This window comes from Vibrio frigidus (assembly GCF_042465995.1).
Classification (GTDB): Bacteria; Pseudomonadota; Gammaproteobacteria; order Enterobacterales; family Vibrionaceae; genus Vibrio.
In genome coordinates this window covers 17,722-37,982 of sequence record NZ_JBCDMC010000017.1, presented here as the reverse complement: position 1 = coordinate 37,982, position 20,261 = coordinate 17,722, and the positions used below count along the sequence as shown (strand labels likewise).

12 protein-coding genes are annotated in these 20,261 nt (G+C 40.9%); 9 read left to right on the top strand and 3 right to left on the bottom strand.

Features of this window, described 5'->3' with window-relative positions:
• Window positions 1-44 precede the first annotated feature (44 nt).
• On the top strand, window positions 45-884 hold the full coding sequence (locus AACW90_RS21145; protein ID WP_390238574.1) for a CvfB family protein: 840 nt from the start codon (window positions 45-47) through the stop codon (window positions 882-884).
• Between the two features lie 103 nt (window positions 885-987).
• Here the strand turns inward: AACW90_RS21145 and rsmF are convergent, their stop codons facing one another.
• The 3 genes from rsmF to AACW90_RS21130 form a co-directional block, all read right to left on the bottom strand.
• The gene (gene rsmF / locus AACW90_RS21140) at window positions 988-2,415 is read right to left on the bottom strand and encodes a 16S rRNA (cytosine(1407)-C(5))-methyltransferase RsmF (RefSeq protein WP_390238572.1); all 1,428 of its coding nucleotides are present in this window, start codon (window positions 2,413-2,415) and stop codon (window positions 988-990) included.
• A 276-nt stretch (window positions 2,416-2,691) separates the two neighbouring features.
• Window positions 2,692-5,349 (bottom strand): MlaD family protein, encoded by a 2,658-nt coding sequence (locus AACW90_RS21135; RefSeq protein WP_390238569.1) that lies wholly within the window; start codon window positions 5,347-5,349, stop codon window positions 2,692-2,694.
• Between the two features lie 7 nt (window positions 5,350-5,356).
• Complete coding sequence (locus AACW90_RS21130; RefSeq protein WP_390238567.1) at window positions 5,357-6,661, bottom strand: PqiA/YebS family transporter subunit; 1,305 nt, start codon at window positions 6,659-6,661, stop codon at window positions 5,357-5,359.
• A 248-nt stretch (window positions 6,662-6,909) separates the two neighbouring features.
• Here AACW90_RS21130 and msrC point away from each other — a divergent pair, with 248 nt between their 5' ends.
• The 8 genes from msrC to pyrD all read left to right on the top strand — a co-directional run bounded on the left by msrC (window position 6,910) and on the right by pyrD (window position 20,134).
• Entirely contained in the window at window positions 6,910-7,383 is a 474-nt protein-coding gene (gene msrC / locus AACW90_RS21125) for a free L-methionine (R)-S-oxide reductase MsrC (RefSeq protein ID WP_390238564.1), read from the top strand.
• A gap of 100 nt (window positions 7,384-7,483) precedes the next feature.
• A complete protein-coding gene (proQ, locus tag AACW90_RS21120; protein ID WP_390238562.1) occupies window positions 7,484-8,122 on the top strand; it encodes an RNA chaperone ProQ in 639 nt (212 codons plus the stop codon).
• A 17-nt stretch (window positions 8,123-8,139) separates the two neighbouring features.
• Window positions 8,140-10,146 (top strand): carboxy terminal-processing peptidase, encoded by a 2,007-nt coding sequence (prc, locus tag AACW90_RS21115; RefSeq protein WP_390238560.1) that lies wholly within the window; start codon window positions 8,140-8,142, stop codon window positions 10,144-10,146.
• A 132-nt stretch (window positions 10,147-10,278) separates the two neighbouring features.
• Window positions 10,279-10,959: a hypothetical protein gene (locus tag AACW90_RS21110; RefSeq protein WP_390238557.1), complete on the top strand. Its 681-nt coding sequence runs from the start codon at window positions 10,279-10,281 to the stop codon at window positions 10,957-10,959.
• Window positions 10,960-11,171: 212 nt separating this feature from the next.
• Complete coding sequence (pepN, locus tag AACW90_RS21105) at window positions 11,172-13,784, top strand: aminopeptidase N (protein ID WP_390238555.1); 2,613 nt, start codon at window positions 11,172-11,174, stop codon at window positions 13,782-13,784.
• A gap of 62 nt (window positions 13,785-13,846) precedes the next feature.
• Window positions 13,847-14,065 carry a DUF2835 domain-containing protein gene (locus AACW90_RS21100; RefSeq protein WP_390238553.1) on the top strand — a complete coding sequence of 73 codons (219 nt, stop codon included), beginning with the start codon at window positions 13,847-13,849 and terminating at the stop codon, window positions 14,063-14,065.
• 169 nt (window positions 14,066-14,234) lie between these two features.
• Window positions 14,235-19,076: an NAD-glutamate dehydrogenase gene (locus tag AACW90_RS21095; protein WP_390238551.1), complete on the top strand. Its 4,842-nt coding sequence runs from the start codon at window positions 14,235-14,237 to the stop codon at window positions 19,074-19,076.
• A 47-nt stretch (window positions 19,077-19,123) separates the two neighbouring features.
• Window positions 19,124-20,134 (top strand): quinone-dependent dihydroorotate dehydrogenase, encoded by a 1,011-nt coding sequence (gene pyrD, locus AACW90_RS21090; protein ID WP_390238548.1) that lies wholly within the window; start codon window positions 19,124-19,126, stop codon window positions 20,132-20,134.
• Window positions 20,135-20,261 lie beyond the last annotated feature (127 nt).

The window sequence follows — 20,261 nt, the reverse complement described above, 5'->3', positions numbered from 1 at the left end:
AGATAGCGTATAATCCCGAGCTCATTAAGAATGGGAACAGATTCATGATTAAAGTTGGTCAAATAAACGAGCTAGAAGTAGTAAAAATTGAAAGTTTCGGTCTATTTCTAGATGCAGATGATTACGGCAGTGTGATGTTGCCAAAACGTCAAGCACCTGAGGGACTCGAGGTTGGCCAGCGTGTAGAAGTATTTTTATTCTTCGATTCAGAGAGCCAGTTAACCGCGACAACTGAAACCCCAATCGCACAAGTGGGCGAGTTTGGTTTGATGTCTGTAGTGGGGGTTAACAATACGGGGGCATTTGTTGATTGGGGCATAGAGAAGAAAGATCTTCTGGTTCCTTTCAGCGAACAGCGTGCTCGATTTAACGAAGGACAAAATATCCTCGTTTACGTGTACCGAGATAAAGCATCGGGTCGAATTGTTGGTACAACAAAATTCAACAAGATATTAGATCAAACACCCTCTAGTTACACGCTTAACCAGCAGGTAGATATAATCATCGCAGAGCGCAGCGAGCTCGGTTACAAAGCCATTATCAACGGTACTCACTGGGGAATGATTTTTCCTTCTGAAGTGTTCGGAAAGGTCTTTATCGGCAAGCGCCTTAAAGGCTTTATTAAGAATGTCAGAGAAGATGGTAAAATCGATCTGTCATTCCAGAAGATTGGTGTCGCTAAAATGGATGACCTGAGTGAAAAAATCATCGATTTGTTGAAAAAGAAAGAAGGGTATTTACCTTTGAATGACAAGTCGACACCGGACGCTATTTTTTCTGTTTTTCGCACCAGTAAAGGAACCTTCAAAAAGAGCATTGGTGGTTTATACAAAAAAGGCATTATTACTATCGAACAAGAAGGCATTCGTCTTGTAGTCGAGTAGCTTCAAATTAGATCGTGTATTTTTGCTATCGGTTAATCATAAAAAAAGCCCAGATTTAGTAAAATTTGGGCTTTTTGCTTTTGATACCTTGTCGGTTAGAACGTTAGAACAGGTTTCCATCGCGAACCAATTCTCTAGGTAAACCATTTTTGATTCTAGTACCGACCCATTTCCCAAGACCAATGACATCGTTATTGAATGTTATTATTACTCCACCGGTTCCTGTTAACTCTTCTGGTCGCACATCTCTACCCATGTACCATTCTCGAGCGTCTTCGATAGACAGAGCAACCGTGGCCGCTTCGTTGCCTGTGGCTAAAGCAATGATGGCTTCATGCTGCCAACGGTAACCTTTCTTATGAGACTCTGCTAGTTTTATCCCCATACGATCGAAGCGAATCTGGCCGATCATCGATTCTAGCGCGATGGGGAATAACCAGACCTCTTTGTCACGAGTCCATATTTGACCATCGTCAGGGAGATGGACACCAAGTGCTTCAAAGAGCGACTGTGTGACGGTGTCACTTGTTGTTTTGTCTGCTTTAGTAAAGGGAAACTTACCCAATCGTTTTTTGACAGCTGGGGCTTCTACTGAACCAAGTTTGCGCATTTTAGCGACAAAAAAACCTTCACTATCAAATATTTGAGGAAATATATGCAAGAAGCCATCTTCGGTTATTGCTTGTTCTGCATTAGGGAATAGATCGCTTAACGGTTCAAAAGCCACTTTGTCAGGAAAGGTATTGAATAGATGATGACAGACTTGTTGATTCTCTTCTAAATTGAGAGTACAGGTAGAATAGACCAGAACGCCGCCTGGTTTTAAGGCGTGAAAAGCACTTTCAATGAGATCTTTTTGAGTCACCGAGATTTCGTTTACCGATTCCTTACTCCAGTTATTCATCGCATCAGCATCTTTACGAATAGTACCTTCACCGGAACAAGGAGCATCGAGCAGTATTGCATCAAATTTTTCAGGTAACCATCCGCCAAATACCCGGCCATCGAAGTTGGTTAAGGCAACGTTTCTTACGCCACACCGCTGGACATTTGAATACAACCCTTTTATTCGACTCGCTGAGAACTCATTGGCAACTAGAGCGCCTTTATTGTCCATGGCTGCCGCTATTTGTGTTGTTTTAGAACCTGGAGCCGCAGCAACATCTAAAACTGTCTCAAAAGGGTAAGTTTGGTCGTTCAAGAGCGCTGTTACAGGCATCATCGAACTTGCTTCTTGAATATAGAACTGCCCAGACATATGCTCAGCCGTATTGCCCAAAGGCATCTTGTCCGATTCGTCTCTTTCAATCCAAAAACCAGTATCACACCAAGGGACAGGAATAAGTTTCCAACCTTTGTGCGCTGCACGTTCCAAAAAAGCGTCGACAGATATTTTTAATGTATTAACACGAATGCTTCTGCGTAAAGGGCGTTTACACGCTGCAACAAAATCGTCCATATTGAGATGGGACGGCATGATTGATTCGATTTGAGTTAGAAACGCTTGCGGAAGTTTGATGTTAGCGTGCACAGATAATACTCGGTGATTTTATTATGGAGGGCAATTCTAACGAATGTTTTACACATATGAAAACAAAAAGCGTCCTTTGATCTCAATGTTATGTTTTTTGTGGTGGTTAAACTTCGTCATTGGTGACTATACGACGCCATCTCTAGTCAGATGCCATCCAGCGAGACAAAAAGAACACAATCTAAAATGATTAGCACCGTTTTTCGTTTGATTATGTCTACTGACCAAATCAACAAAACGGTGCTATCTACTTCATGTGTCCTAGCTAGGCGATGGCTATTGTCGCGGCTTAGGTATCGCAGTGCGCCACTCTCTCCATTCGGGCTGTAGCGCTGGGTGGAGGATAAAAGTGTGGTCAGCCTTCGCAATGGGCAAGACATTTTGAGTGTCTGGTGTAGCGAAAGCGATGCCGCCTCGCAGTAGATTATCAAATGTACCTGCTTTTATCTGAGCGCCAGATAAGCCGATAGAGATATCCACTCCGGATACGTTCCAAAATACGCTATTTTCCCTGATGAGGTAAGCGTATTTAGGTTGGATCTTAATCGTTGAAACGACTCTATCAGCAAATGTGCCTAAATCGATCTCTGTTACTTTACCTACCTCTATATCGCGGTAGAGTATTGGTGTACCAACGCTCACTGAATTTCGATGTTCGCTTTGCAGAGTGAAACTAATACCTAAGGTATTTATAGGCGTTGAATTTAAGTCGAATAGGGTGCTTTTCTTACCTTTTCCTGGTGATACATTTATATAGGCGCTGATTAGACTATCTAAATTTTGGACGCCGTTTAACCCAATTTCAGGAGAAACAAGCCAAAAATAACTTCCTTTCAAGGCAATTTTTTCCGCATACTCAGGATAGATTCGAGCTTGTATTTCAGTCTGCTTTTTGTCGAAATTTGGGATCAGTAATTCAACTTGGCCTACTTGCACGCCTTGAAACTTAATTGCAGACCCTTTGCTAACGGTTATCTTGTTAGAGCTTATAAGTGAGATGGTTTTACCATATCGCCTAGCGTGGTTAAAGTCGTCATATAGACGCCAGTATTTACCCAGTTTATTTTCTACTCCTGCTAAGTTATCAAAAGCAATACCACCTTGTAACAGCGTTTTTAATGGAGCGGCCTTAATTTTTACCCCAGTCAAACTTGCGTCAATATCAACACCAGATCGATTCCAAAAAACCGTGCTTTTCGTCAAAAGATGTTTATAGCGATTCTCTATTTTAATCACAATTTTAACACCACCATCCGTTAACGAATAGTCGTCTATTTTGCCGACCTGCAGGTTTCGGTAGAGCAGAGGGCTTCCTTTAGATATAGAAGGGAGTTCGTTAGCAAACAGAGTGAGCGTCTGTGTACCAGAACGGTTGTAGCTCGCGAGTTCGGCGAGTGATTTACTCGCAAAAAGTCGATAGTCACTGTTCGCTTTTTTGTCCCCTTCGCTGATAAAACTGATTGACCCAGTCAATAGTTGCTTTGCAGGTGGTACGGTGATGCTTAAACCGGATTCTGTTAGTTCAGCCGTCGCACTTCCGGAGACAAAAAACCGATTCTGAGAACGTATCAAATCGCGATATCTATTATCGATTAGTGCGCTGAACATGACCTGATCATCGACTAATCTGGTTTCAGTTATTGAGCCGACGGCGAAACCGCGGTAAAGAATTTCTATTCCAGCGTCGAGACCATAAGAATTATCTGCTGTTAATGATATTGCGATCGAACGCTGTTTTTCTTTGAGCAAGTCATCTTTGCGTACCGCGGTAAAGTTGCGTGTTTGCACACCCGTTCCAGGAATCAGAGTCAGGAAATTTCCTGTCACCAAGTTGGATAGGTTTTCTACGCCAGTGAGAGAGAGTTTAGGTTCCTCTAACATAAAACGTGTCCCCCCATTTAACGTATCACTGAAAGCGGGTTGAATGGCGGCGGAAGCGACTATACTTGCTCGTCCTTCGCTCAGTGATAAGTCGGTGATTTGTCCAATCTCTAGGCCGCGATACATAATAGGTGCACCGCCAATACTGATTTTATTCCCGTCTGGTAGGGTTATTTTAATGGGAATACCGCGACCAGCCGTCTTTAAGTCTGGGTACAAACTAAACTGCGTCTTCTCTTTTATCGGTTCCCCACCATCTGGAGAATCGACCGCTATCGCACCCGTTAAAAGCGCGCTTAGGCTTTCAAACTGAACATCAATTCCATGGAAACCTATCTGAGCACCAGCACCACTAACATTCCAAAATCGACTTTTATCTGTAATTATATGGGAAAATTCGTTCTTTATGTACGCTCGAATTAAGACGTTTTTAGAATCGTCATCTAGTTTGTAGCTATACACTTCACCTATTGGTATTTTTCGATATACGATCTGCGAACCTATAGATATGGAGCCTAAATCTTGAGACCGGAGAGTTATATTTAATCCTTGCTTCGCTTGTAGGTCTGCAGGGCGGGCGGTCAATGCTGTATATTTTTTAGGGAACTCGTCATCGTCGTCATCGTTTTGTATGTTTTCCCCAGGTTGAATAGCAATATAGTTGCCGGACACGAGGGCATCCAATCCTGAAATACCTGAGATGCTCGCGGTTGGCTTTACGAGCCAAAATCGAGTGTTTTTACCTAATAACTTGGTTGCTTGTGGATAAATATCGGCGTCTACGTAAATATTTTCTAGTTTTGATGATAAAGAGATATCACGAACTATTCCTACCTCAAGACCTTGGTATTGAATAGTCGTACGGCCTGCAATTAACCCTTGAGCATCAGAGAAATAGATCTGAATTCGTTGGCCTGCGTCATTGATTGCATTTATCACCAGCCAGCTCGCCAATGCTAAAGTGACTAAAGGCAAAATCCAAAGAGGTGAAATTCCGAAGTCTCTTTTAACGTTCGGTTTATAAGTTGTCGGTGTTGATTCGGAATTACTCATTGATTACTTAGCCTTCCTTGTCAGTAACATTAGGATTTATTTTGAGGTTGTCTTGTATCGAAAAAACTTCATCTTGTCGAGTCGATGAAGGTGGGACTTTGTCCCATATCAATCTTGGGTCGAAACTATCGGTCGCTAACATCGTCAAAACGACAACCGCGCCAAACGCGACAGCCCCAAATCCTGGTGTGAAATTAAGTATTTGTCCTCTATCAACTAATGTCATCATAATTGATATCACAAAGAGATCCATTACAGACCATTTTCCTATCCACTTCACAACAAAATATATAAACATTCTCTGCTTTTTTAATATTTCTTGTTTGAATTGGATACTGAACAGGATGTAACCCAAACCGACAATTTTTGCTACAGGTACAACAATACTCGCGACAAAAATAACAAGTGCGATGCCATACTTATCGGTCACGATAAGATAAGCAATACCGGAGAAAATGGTATCTTCAATTCTCTGACCATTATTGAAGAGAATGGATATGGGGAGGATATTGGCAGGAAAGATAAACGCTGCTGCAGCAATCAGAAGAGCCCATGTTTTTTGAATCGAGTTGGGCTTTCGGTGATGCAAAGTGGTATGACAACGCTGACACTGCTTAGAAAAAGGCTGAGATAAATGGCAATGACCGCAATGTATCTTTTTATTTTTGAAACTGAAATCAGATTCTTTATGCCAAGCTTCCCAGTAATGCCTCACGTTCACTCTTGAAATTAACATTAACGAAAACAACTGCAACAAAATAATGCCGTATAATCCGATGCCGACGTAGATGTCTGAATAGTCTTGTAGTTTGAAACACGAAATAGCAACGCTGACCAAAAATACATCCAACATCATCCATTGCTTTAGAAACTGAATAACCAACAATGAATACTTCAAAGACGAAAACCATCGATACCTAAGTGCAAGGTGAGTCAATAAGACACTCAAGCTTACTAATAGGGGCGCGATGGAACTGCAAAAAAGAATAAGTAGGCCCAGGCCAACAAACCCTTCTTGCATTAATGTAAATGTACCAGAAGGAAGAGTAGCAGGTATCATCACACCGATTAAACGAATACTTATAAACGGAAAAAAATGCGAGGGAATAAATAGCAACAAGCAAGTTGCTGCAATGGCAAGGTTACCGACTAAAAGTTGTGTACCACCTTTATAAAGCTTCATGTTACATCGTGGGCAATAGGCGCTTTTACCAATGGCGATGTTTTCTACCGCGACAGGTAACTCACAGCCTTTGCAGATGCGTATTTTTGTAGAACTTTCCTTGTTGCTAGCTAAACTTTCCGCATCCATCGTTTGTTGGTCTCTAATCCTTTCGTCAATTACGCGCTATATTCGATATAAATGACATTATAACTTACTAGTCATAACTATTTGTTATTTGTAAGCTTAGTTGCCGATAGGTATGGTAACAAAAATAAATTCCCGCTTAAACAACCTAATGGGCTGTTAAGTATGAACATTACATAGTAATTTGTTAGATTACGAGTAATCATAGTCAAAATAACGAAACAACATATTGTAAAATGGTAAACCTAAGTATGGAATTAAGTAATTATCAAACGTTAACAAAGCAAGCAATCGCGATAATTGAGTCAGAAAAGAATCTGATTGCTAATCTTTCTAACATCAGTGCATTGTTGAATATGGAGTTACCACGGATAAACTGGGTTGGATTTTATTTGATGGATGACGCTGAGTTGGTTCTCGGCCCATTTCAAGGTAAGCCGGCTTGTGTCCGAATACCAACAGGGCAAGGAGTGTGTGGAACGGCGGTTGCTACCAATACCGTTCAACGAGTAGAAAATGTTCATGATTTTGAAGGTCATATCGCTTGTGATGCAGAAAGTGTGTCAGAGTTGGTTATTCCTTTTTCGATCTCTGGTAAGCTTGCGGGCGTTTTAGATATCGATAGTCCTATTCCGTCGCGTTTTAGCGAAATTGATCAACAAGGACTGACTGTTTTGATGGCTGAAGTGCAAAAGGTGCTTAATTCGCAGGCGAACGAGACATAAAAAGTCAATTGCCTGTGGTTTTTCATTAGCATCTCTTTATAATAGCGCAAATATTTGTCAGATTTAGTTCGCGGGAAGGCCGCTCCAACCAGGAAACCTCATGGAAAACACTGAAAAGTTAAAAAACAGCAAAGAAGTAATCGCACATATTGCTGAATGTTTCCCTAAATGCTTTACTCTAGATGGTGAAGCTAAACCACTTAAGATCGGTATCTTTCAAGACCTCGCTGAGCGTCTGTCTGAAGATCTTAAAGTGAGTAAAACTCAATTACGTGCAGCATTAAGACAATATACTTCTTCATGGCGTTATCTTCATGGTATAAAACCAGGAGCGACTCGTGTGGATTTGGATGGTAATGCATGTGGTGAGTTGGAAGAAGAACATGTAGAGCACGCAAAACAAGCCTTGGCTGAGAGTAAAGCTCGAGTTCAAGCACGCCGGAAAGAGCAAGCAATTAAAGCTCGCGAAGAAGGCAAAGCCAAACAAAATGCGACAAAGCCAGCACAGCAACGTCGTGCTAAGCCCGCTACGCCGCAACAGAAACAAAATAACAAGCCTGCAGCCCCAGAAACACGTGCACTAACCTCTGACGATATGATCGTTGGAAAAGAAGTAAATGTGAATATGGGTAAAGGAAATATGGCTGCAACTATAGTTGAAATTAATAAGGATGATGTGCGTGTTCGCCTAACCAACGGTCTTCAAATGGTTGTTAAAGCGGAGCACTTACGCGCATAGAGGAGACTATCCTACGCATGAATTGCCATTTAAAACTGACTCTAGTCGCCGCATGCATTAGCATTGCGGCTTCTGCACAAGCTTTAGAATCCAAAATTTCTAAAGACCAATTACCCACACTTGCAGCGGAAGTTCAACACCAAACCGCAAGCAAAAGAGTAACGTCTCGCTTTACTCGATCTCACTATAAGCATTTTAGCCTTGATGATAATTTCTCTAAGGCGATGTTTGAGCGTTATTTAGAATCGCTCGATTTCAGTCGAAATATATTTGCCCAAACGGATATAGATTCTTTTTCTGAATGGTCGACTCAATTAGATGACCAGCTCAAGATTGGCAACAATCAAATTGCATTTGATGTTTACAACCTTGCAATGGAGAAGCGATTTGAACGTTATGTTTTTGCTTTGTCCGTTTTAGATAAAGAAATCAAATTTGATGTTGAAGAGTCGATTGAACTGGATCGTTCTGAAGCGAGTTGGGCTCAAACTACCGAAGAGTTGGATGAACTGTGGCGTAAGCGTGTTAAGTATGATGCCTTAAGTCTAAAGTTGACGGACAAAGAGTGGCCCGAAATTAAGGAAATGCTTGAAAAGCGTTATAACAACGCTATAAAGCGTATTACTCAATCTAAAAGTGAAGATGCATTTCAGATCTATATGAATGCCTTTGCTCGTCAGGTCGATCCCCATACGAGTTATCTGTCACCACGTAATGCAGAACAGTTCCAATCAGAGATGAGCTTATCTTTAGAAGGGATCGGTGCGGTATTACAGATGACCGATGATTATACGGTGATTCGTTCGCTGGTGGCTGGTGGTCCTGCATCTAAAAGCAAAGAACTATCTGACGGCGATCGCATCATCGGTGTCGGTCAAGAAAGCGCCGAAATGGTTGACGTAATAGGTTGGCGATTAGACGATGTTGTTCAGTTGATTAAGGGACCGAAAGGTACCAAGGTTACATTGAACATACTTCCGGAAGGTAAGACTGCAAAAAGTTACGACGTCACAATCGTGCGGGATAAAGTTCGCCTAGAAGATAGAGCGGTTAAGTCTGAAATCATCGAAAGAGGCGGCAAGAAAATTGGTGTTCTTGAAGTACCTAGTTTTTATGTAGGCTTATCAAAGGATACAGATAAGTTAATCAAAGAACTTCAACAGCAATCTGTAGACGGCATCATTGTTGACTTAAGAAACAATGGTGGTGGGGCATTAACTGAAGCGACCGCATTATCGGGTCTGTTTATTAAGAAAGGACCCGTTGTTCAGGTTCGAGATAGTTATGGTCGTGTCAATGTTAACAGTGATACCGATGACATCTCTAGCTATGACGGACCATTAACTGTTTTGACCAATCGTTATAGCGCCTCTGCTTCAGAGATATTTGCCGCGGCCATGCAAGACTATGGACGTGCAATTATTTTAGGAGAGCAAACCTTTGGTAAAGGAACGGTCCAACAACATCGTTCATTAAATCATATATATGATTTGTTTGATAAAGAACTAGGCTACGTACAGTACACTATTCAAAAGTTCTACCGTATTAATGGTGGCAGTACACAGAATAAGGGTGTTGTTCCTGATATATCCTATCCTAGTGCCGTTGATCCAGAAGAAACGGGTGAAAGTGTTGAAGATAACGCGTTGCCATGGGATAGCATTGATAAAGCAGTCTATGATGTGTTGACACAACGTGAAACACAGATAACTGCCCTTAATTTACAACATGAACAGCGTATAAGTAGCGATAGAGAATTCGGTTTTATTGCGCAAGATATTGCTCAATATAAACTAGAGAAAGACGACAACACATTGTCATTAAGTGAGAAAACTAGGAAAGACAAAATAGAGGATAGAGAAGCAAAGAGATTAGCTCGTATCAATGAACGTCAAAAGTCGCAAGGTGAAGAAGAATTTACCTCTCTTGATGATGTTGACAAAGATTACGAAGGTCCAGATGCTTATTTAGACGAGTCTGTTGCTGTTATGGTTGATATGATAAAGGCAAAGCCAGCTAGTTGATAACAATGAAAATAATCAAAAGGCGAGCGCTATGCTCGCCTTTTTTCTGTTTAAAATAATGTGATTTGCGTCAAATATTTCGCTTTATTCAGAAACTAACTCTACGCTTATAGAAAGTGAGGAGAGTCAGTGATGAAGATTATCATGTTAATTCTAGCCTGTTGCACACTCGTGTTTTCAGTCTCGGTTAGGGCGACTAGCGCAGAAATAAATAATAAAATCGATTTAACTCAGTTTGATTACCCTTTTTTACTCGGTGATTGGTTTCTGACTAACCCAGCTCCAGGAGAAGGTCATGCTGATTTTTTAGCAATACGGTTGCACATAGCATCAAACTATCAATTTGCTATTGAGATACAAAATAATGATCAAAGCATGAATTATTGGCAAGGGAACTATTCATTAAGTAACGACACTTTAATATTAGGGTTAGATACTGAAACGCCCCAGACCTACAGTTACTTGGCTAACCATAACCATTTAATGCTCAATGGCATCCCCTTTGTCAAAGGTTATTCGCCAGAACTCATTGGTCGTTGGAAAAGTGCGGAAATTAAAGGGGATGACATTCTCGCAAGTAATGTCAGCCATGTCAGCCTCACCTTACAACCCGATTTCATGTTTTTATTTATGTCAGAATCTGCAGACGGGAATCTCGCGGCCTATCAAGGTATCTACTATTATGAAGGCGAAAACTTAGTTCTTATGTATGAAAAAGGTGAACACAATTCTCGCTATAAAGTAGAAAATAATACCCTGACCCTTGAAGGAACGGGTTTTGATATGTACACGGTAATGAATAGAGTTGAGTGAATTAATCTGATTACGGTCTAAATAGCACTGTATAGAGAGGGCACTTTGATAAAGGTGCCTTTTTTGTGTTTGTTAAACCTTGTTTTTGTTCAAAATAACCCGACATATAAGGGTAAGGATAAACGAACTCGATTGTTTCAATCTGAACTCGCTTTATGATCTACTCAATTCTCTGGAAAGACTCTTAGCTAAGTAAGAGTAAAGGAAGAACTATGTCTGAACAAACAACACCTGTCGCTAAGTATCGTATAGATTACCAATCGCCATCGCATTCGATTACTCATATAGATTTGGAATTCGACCTCTATGATAGAGAAACCATCGTTGTTGCCGTTTCTAAAGTCCAACAGTTGCAAGAAAGTAATACTCTTACCCTAGAGGGTGATCAACTAAAACTTGTAAGCGTAACCATTGACGGTGAACAATGGACGAATTTTCAAGAATCTGATGGGAAACTTACCATCGAAGAATTACCAAAAGAATTTGAATTAGCGATTACCACTGAGTTAGATCCAGAAGGGAATAGTGCATTAGAAGGTTTATATAAATCAGGTGGCGCATTTTGTACGCAGTGCGAAGCAGAAGGGTTCCGTCGTATTACTTATTATATGGACCGTCCCGACGTGTTAGCCGTCTTCACGTCAAAGGTTATAGCAGACAAAACTCAGTATCCGTTTTTGTTGAGCAATGGGAATAAAATTGGATCTGGTGACCTTGATAACGGGCGTCATTGGGTACAATGGTTAGACCCGCACCCGAAACCTGCGTACTTATTTGCATTGGTAGCCGGCGATTTTGATCTACTAGCGGATAGCTATACAACGATGTCTGGTCGTGATGTTGCCTTAGAGATTTATGTAGATAAGGGAAACCTAGACAGAGCAAGTCACGCGATGCTATCGTTAAAAAATTCGATGACATGGGATGAGCAGCGTTTTGGTCTAGAATACGATCTTGATATTTATATGATTGTTGCCGTCGATTTTTTCAATATGGGTGCGATGGAAAATAAAGGGTTGAATGTATTTAACTCTAAGTTTGTATTGGCGAACGAAAAAACGGCCACAGATACGGATTACTTAGGTATTGAAGCTGTCATCGGTCATGAATATTTCCATAACTGGACAGGAAATAGAGTCACTTGTCGCGACTGGTTTCAACTTAGTTTGAAAGAAGGCTTAACCGTATTCCGAGACCAGGAGTTTTCATCTGATCTTGGCTCTCGCGCCGTGAACCGGATTAACAATGTCAGGATTATCCGCGGGCCTCAGTTTGCTGAAGATGCAAGCCCAATGTCACATCCTATTCGTCCAGACAAAGTTATCGAGATGAATAACTTTTACACGCTTACCGTGTACGAAAAAGGCAGCGAAGTCATACGTATGATGCACACGCTGCTAGGTGAGGTGAGTTTCCAAAAAGGGATGAAACTTTATTTTGAACGACATGACGGAACCGCAGCAACATGTGATGATTTTGTTTCCGCTATGCAAGATGCTTCCGGTGTTGACTTAACTCAGTTCAAACGTTGGTATAGCCAATCAGGTACGCCAACTATTCATGTCACTAGCTCCTATGACAGTGAGCAAAAAACTTATGCCGTTACTGTAGAGCAATCAACCGCTGCGACTCAAGAACAAAAAGAGAAGTTGCCTTTACATATTCCTCTCAATATAGAGTTGTATGGTTCGAATGGTGACGTTATTCCGCTACAGTGTAACGGAAAGATTATCGATAACGTTCTTAATATTATCAAAGAAAAACAAACAGTTATTTTTGAAAATGTAGATGAGTTACCAGTTATCTCTTTGTTGCGTGAGTTCTCAGCGCCAGTGAAATTGGTCTATGATTATACCGACCCAGAGCTGATGTTCCTGATGGTCCATGCGACTAATGAGTTCGCTCGTTGGGATGCCGGACAGATATTATTAGCTAAATACATTAAAGCAAACGTAGAGAATGTCCAAAATGGGCGTGCCTTTGAGTTGTCTGAGCGTGTTCTAGACGCATTCAGAGGCGTGTTGTTGGATCGCGAGTTGGACCCCGCGTTTATTGCAGAGGTGTTGTCGCTACCAAGTCAAAACGAAGTAGCTGGTTGGTTCAAGCCAGTTGATGTCGATGCTGTGTTCTCAGTATTAAAATCAATAAAGATGGCTATCGCTGACAACCTGCAAGATGAATTAGCGGCTGTTTATGGATCATTAGGTCAATCTCAATATACTGTAGAGCATGATGCCATTGGTAAAAGGGCGTTAAGAAACATGGCCTTAAGTTATCTCGCTTATCTACCGCAAGGTGATGAGTTGGTTAAAGCACAATACAGTAGTGCCAACAATATGACTGACACAATGGCCGCGTTATCTGCTGCGAATCAGGCAAAACTGCGTTGTCGCGAAAAGATGATGGATGATTTTAGTGAAAAATGGGTCAATGATGGCTTGGTAATGGATAAGTGGTTTGCATTACAGGGCACTAGCCCTTCAGATGACGTTTTAGATGTGGTGAAGAAAACCATGCAACATCAAGCGTTCACTATGAAAAATCCGAATAGAATTCGCAGCCTTATCGGTTCGTTTCTTACTGCGAATCCGGTTAGTTTCCATGCGAAGGATGGCTCCGGTTATCAATTTGCTGGAGAAATATTAACTGAATTGAATGAAAGCAATCCACAGGTTGCCTCTAGACTGATTGATCCTCTATTGAAATATCGCAATTATGATGAAGCAAGACAGTTATTAATGCGAGCAGAATTAGAAAAGTTGTCAAAACTTGAAAATTTAGCAAAAGATCTGTTTGAAAAAGTGACCAAAGCGCTTGATTCTTAGCTAAAACTTATAAGAAGATAGTCGCATGGCTATCTTCTTATTTTACTTAAGTAAAACGTAATATGAACCAATATACATTTCGTCTTGAAATTTCTTACAATGCGTTTCTACAACACTATGCCGGTTCAGCAAGCAGTGTACTGGTTTATACTGAACAAGGGTTAAAACTGCAAGTTCCTGCGATGCGATTAAGACCGTTCTTAACTCAAATCGGTGTAAAAGGTCGGTTTCGATTAACCACAGATAAAACGAACAAGTTTGTTAGCCTAGAATCGGTTTAGATATGTTAAATTTCAGATAGTTAAATCGAGTTACCACTCACAATTTTTGATACCCACCTCTCTATTTGTAACCAATTCATTAACTTATTTTCAATATATCTCTTACAATAACTAAGTACCCAACGAACATTGTGTTCGTGTTCCCACTAATAATAATTTGGAGTGCAATATGACCGCACGCGAGCCTGTTGTGCCGGTTCTACTTGAAAAAGTGTATCAACTTATTCAAGACAAACTTGAACTTGCTCAAAAACCTTTAGTTACTCAGCTAGCGAAACATCTCTACAGCAACATTTCTCAGGACGACCTGATAAATAGGAATGACTCAGATCTTTATGGCGCAGTAATAAGTTTATGGCACCATATTTCTGAAACACAATTCAAAGATATTTCGGTTAGGGTATTTAATCCTAGCTTGAGCCGCCATGGTTGGCAGTCAACGCATACGATAATTGAAATCGTCGTTCCAGACAGTCCGTTTCTCGTAGACTCAACAAAAATGGCTTTGACCAGACTGGGACTAACTTGTCATTTTATGCTTAATGGACCCACGCAATTAAAGCGAAATAGTGACGGTGAAGTTGTCGAGTTAAATAGTGGTGAAGGGGATTTTCAATCTCTTTTTCATATTGAGGTTGATAGGCTGACCAGCAAAAATGAAATGACGGCACTAAAAACTGAGTTGGTGGGCGTGCTAACCGATACTGGATTAGTGGTTAGCGATTGGCAGGTGATGTCAGATAAATTACAACAAGTCATAAAAAAGACAGAAAATAATCTTAAATCGATTCCATTGGAGAAAAGTCGTTTAGACGAAAGCTTGCAATTCATGAGATGGCTCGGTAAGCACAACTTTACCTTTATGGGCTACAAAGAATATGATCTGGTTGAAAGCAACAATGGCCTTCAGCTCGAGCCAACGAAAGAGAAAGGCCTAGGATTATTTGGTCTTGCTAGTCGTATTCGTACTGTAGAACTTTCAAAGTTCGCTGAATCAGCGCAAGCCGAAGCGACAAAACCTTATCTACTGATTCTCACAAAAGGTCATGCCTCTTCAAGAATTCATCGACCTGCTTATACCGACTATATAGGTATCAAAAAATTTGACGAACAAGGTAATGTTGTCGGTGAGCATCGATTCACAGGGCTATACACATCTGCTGTCTACAACCAAAGTGTATTCAACATTCCCTTAATTGGACAAAAAGTAGAACGAATTCTTAGCGCTAGCGGGTATCGAAAGGGATCTTACTCTTATAAAGCACTTCTCAATATTTTAGAAAACTATCCAAGAGATGAGTTGCTCCAAGCAAAAGAAGAAGAGTTGTTAGAAACGGGCCTTGGTGTCGTACAAATGCAGGATCGTGATCTTGTTCGTTTGTTTGTTCGTAAAGACCCGTTTGGCCGTTTTTTCAGTTGCATGGTTTATGTCTCCAAAGAACGTTATAACACTGAAGTCCGAAAACTGACCCAACGCATACTCCGTCAGCATCTAAATTCAGATCGGGAGGTTGAATTCACGACGTTCTTCTCAGAAAGTCCACTTGCAAGGACGCATTACATCGTCCGAGTGGACAACAACAATTTTAATATAGATGTAAAAGCGATAGAGCATAACTTGATGGAAGCTTCTTCAACTTGGGTCGATAGATTAGAACACGCAATTGTTGCAAACTTGGGCGAAAGCAAAGGTCTTTCATTTGCAAAACAATATAAGAATGCATTTCCAAGTTCATATAAGTCAGATGTCATGCCTAGCATTGCGGTTTCCGATATTGAACGATTAGAAAATCTGAATGACGAAAACAAATTAGGCATGCTGTTTTATCGACCTCAAGAAGAGGGGATAAATTCTAAGGTAGTTCATCTTAAACTATATCACCGTGATGAACCGATTCATCTGTCTGATGTCATGCCAATGTTGGAAAACCTCGGGTTACGAGTTGTTGGTGAATCGCCGTACGAAGTAAGAAAAGCAAATGGAACAGTATACTGGATACTCGATTTCTCCATGCTCCACAAAAGTGATGAAAACATTGACTTACGTGAAGCACAAGAGAGATTTCAACAAGCGTTTGCCGCTATTTGGTCTGGTGAGTTAGAAAGCGACGGCTTTAATAGATTGTTACTTGGTGCAGGCTTAACAGGAAGAGAAATTACGATACTAAGAAGCTACGCTCGATATATGAGGCAGGTTGGATTCCCGTTTAGCCAAAGCTATATCGAAAACACGTTATCCGATCACACCGAAATGGCAAAAAGCCTAGTTGAGTTATTTGGGAGACGATTTGATCCTAAATGCAAAGGAGCCCAAAAAGGGCAGACGGATCTTATACAGTACATCACTGAGCAGCTCGATCATGTAGAAAGTTTGGATGATGATAGGATCATTCGACGCTATATGGAAATGATCTCAGCGACGCTAAGAACAAATTATTATCAACTAGATAAAAACAAAAAGAACAAACCTTGGTTATCGTTAAAACTTAGGCCGCGTGAAATTTCAGATATTCCCAAACCCGTTCCTGAGTTCGAGATATTTGTGTATGCTCCGGATATCGAAGGGGTGCATTTACGGGGTGGAAAGGTTGCTCGTGGTGGACTTCGTTGGTCAGACAGACAAGAAGATTTCCGTACGGAGATACTCGGGTTAGTAAAAGCACAACAAGTAAAGAACACCGTGATTGTTCCTGTTGGTGCGAAAGGCGGTTTTGTATGTAAAAAACAACCAAGTCTATCTTCGCGTGACGAAATATTTGCGGAAGGTAAACGTTGCTACAAGAAATTCATTCGCGCGTTACTGGATGTATCAGACAATATTGTGGAAGGTCAGTTGGTTCATCCAACGAATGTGGTTCGTCATGATGAAGATGATGCGTATTTAGTGGTAGCAGCAGATAAAGGAACGGCAACATTTTCTGATTTGGCGAACTCAGTCTCTGAAGAGTATAATTTCTGGCTGGGTGATGCATTTGCCTCTGGCGGGTCAAATGGTTACGACCATAAAGCGATGGGCATAACGGCTAAAGGGGGATGGGAGTCAGTTAAACGCCACTTTAGAGAAATGGGGATTAACTGCCAAACCACCGATTTTACCTGTATCGGTATTGGGGATATGGCAGGAGATGTGTTCGGAAATGGGATGCTTCTCTCCAAGCATATAAAACTGCAAGTTGCGTTTAATCATATGCACATATTTATCGACCCAACCCCAGATTCTGCAAAAAGTTGGAAAGAGCGAGATCGTCTGTTTGCATTACCACGATCAAGTTGGGAAGACTACGATCCTAAACTGATCTCAAAAGGTGGCGGCATATTCTCAAGGCGATCAAAGTCGATCAAACTTACACCAGAAATACAGAAGATGATCGGAACACGCAAGACGGCTTTAGCGCCGAATGATCTTATTAATATGCTTCTGAAAATGGACGTCGATCTTTTATGGAATGGTGGTATTGGTACTTACGTTAAAGCGTCCACAGAAACTCATACTGATGTTGGTGATCGTGCAAATGACGTATTGCGAATAGATGGCCAAGAGTTAAAAGCGAAAGTGGTTGGAGAAGGTGGCAACTTAGGAATGACCCAACAAGGTCGTATTGAATATGCCTTGACTGGTGGACGTGTCAACACGGACTTTGTTGATAACGTTGGTGGCGTTGATTGCTCTGATAACGAAGTGAACATTAAGATATTCCTTAACGGACTAGTTGCACTTGGTGATATGACAACGAAACAACGTAATGAAATCCTGGATAAAATGGAAGTTGAAGTCGGCGAGATAGTCTTGGAGGACGCCTATTGTCAGGCTGAATCTATATCAGTGACCGAAAAACAAGGAACTTCATTAGTTAAGGAACAGATTCGATTCATCCATACATTAGAAAAAGCAGGTCATCTAGATAGAGTATTGGAATATATTCCTGATGATGAAACCTTGCTAGAACGAGAAAAACAAGGCAAGGCGTTTACTCGACCAGAGCTGTCTGTATTGGTTGCTTATGGAAAGATGATATTAAAAGAACAGTTGGTAAGTGACGAGATAGCATCAGATGACTATCACAAACAACTGTTAGTAAAATACTTCCCCGAGGAGTTACGCCGTAACTATATTGCTCATGCCGAAAATCATCCTTTAAAACGAGAGATAATAGCGACGGCACTTGCAAATCAAATGGTTAATGAGATGGGATGCAATTTTGTTACCCGTCTTCAAGAAGAAACAGGCGCTAGCATTGATAAAGTTGCCAATGCTTATTCGGCGGCTCGGGACATTTTTAACTTCGAGAAAACCTTAAAAGATATTCGTAAACTTGATAATATCTCAACAACAAGTGCACAGTATGATTTGATTTTCCAAGTGAGAAGGACGTTAAGAAGATTGTCGCGGTGGATGATCAGAAATAATCCGGGTAGTTTTAGTGTTAATGATCTGATTAGTCATTATAAGACCGATGTGATCGCGATAGGAAAAACACTAGATCAATGTTTAGTACCAGAAGAGGTCAAAGAGCACGACGATCTCGCCAACGCGTGGATCGAACAAGGTGTTGAGAAGGGATTGGCGCATCATGTGGCTCGTTTGTCGAGTCTCAATTCAGCGTTAGATATTTCCTCTGTTGCGAAAGAAAGCGGGCGAAGTGTTGAAGACGCGTCTAAGTTATACTTTAACTTAGGGGATAGGCTCTCATTACATTGGTTCCTAAAACAGATCAATACCCAAGGTGTAGATAATAACTGGCAAGCTTTGGCAAGAGCTGCATTTAGAGAGGATCTCGATTGGCAACAGCGCCAACTTACGGCGCTGGTTCTCAGTTGCAATTGTGGTAGTACAGCATTTGATCCTTTATCTGATCTGGATTCTTGGATCAGTAGTAATAAGCCATCTTTAGAGCGTTGGGAGAATATACTGAACGAATTTAAAGTAGGTTCCATGCATGAATTTGCTAAGTTTTCAGTTGCCTTGCGAGAATTAATGTTATTAAATTTGAATTGTTCCAAAAATAAGTAAATAATACAGCCCCGTTTATACGGGGCTTTTTTTTATCGGAGGCATACATGCTTTACCGTCTTGCTAGGACTGGTTTTTTTCAACTCGATGCCGAAAAGGCACACGATCTCGCAATTCAAAATTTCAAACGTTTTCAAGGTACACCATTCGACCTTTTTTACCGTCAGCACTTACCAGATAGACCGGTAGAGTGCATGGGACTGAAGTTTAAAAATCCGGTTGGCTTAGCCGCAGGCTTGGATAAAAATGGAGAATGTATCGACGCGTTTGGCGCAATGGGATTTGGATTCATAGAAGTTGGCACGGTAACACCAAAACCGCAGCCAGGAAATGACAAGCCAAGATTGTTTCGCTTGACTCAGGCTCAAGGTCTAATCAATCGGATGGGATTTAACAACGACGGTGTCGATAATCTCGTTGCCAACGTTCAAAAAGCATCTTACGACGGAATCCTTGGCATCAATATTGGTAAGAACAAAGATACTCCCTTAGAAAAGGGCAGCGACGACTATTTAATCTGTATGGAGAAAACCTATCAGCATGCAGGATATATTGCTGTTAATATTTCTTCACCTAATACGCCGGGCCTAAGAACGTTACAATATGGTGAGGCCTTGGACCATCTTCTATCTGATTTGAAGTTGAAACAAAACGAATTAGAAAAGAAGCATGGGAAATATGTTCCATTGGCGCTTAAGATAGCGCCAGATTTAAGCGATGAAGAAATTGTTCAGATTTGTGACTCTCTCGTTCGTCATAATATTGATGGTGTCATTGCAACCAATACAACGTTAGATAGAAGTATTGTTAAAGGTATGAAACATTCGGATGAAGCGGGTGGGTTAAGTGGTCGGCCAGTACAACAACGAAGTACAGAAGTGGTTCGTTGTCTATACGCAGAACTTGGCGACAAACTTCCTATTATTGGTGTGGGTGGTATTGACTCATTTGTTTCGGCGAAAGAAAAAATGATGGCAGGCGCAAAATTAGTTCAAGTTTATTCTGGCTTTATTTATCAAGGTCCTGGTTTGGTGAGAGATATCGTCAAAAATATCTAATAACATCATTAAAAATAAAAAAAAGAGGAAATTTATTTCCTCTTTTTTTTTGGCTCCGTACTTGTAGAATTATTTTGTTAGTTGAATAGGTAGCACCCAAATTACCTAGAAAACGGAATTTATAATA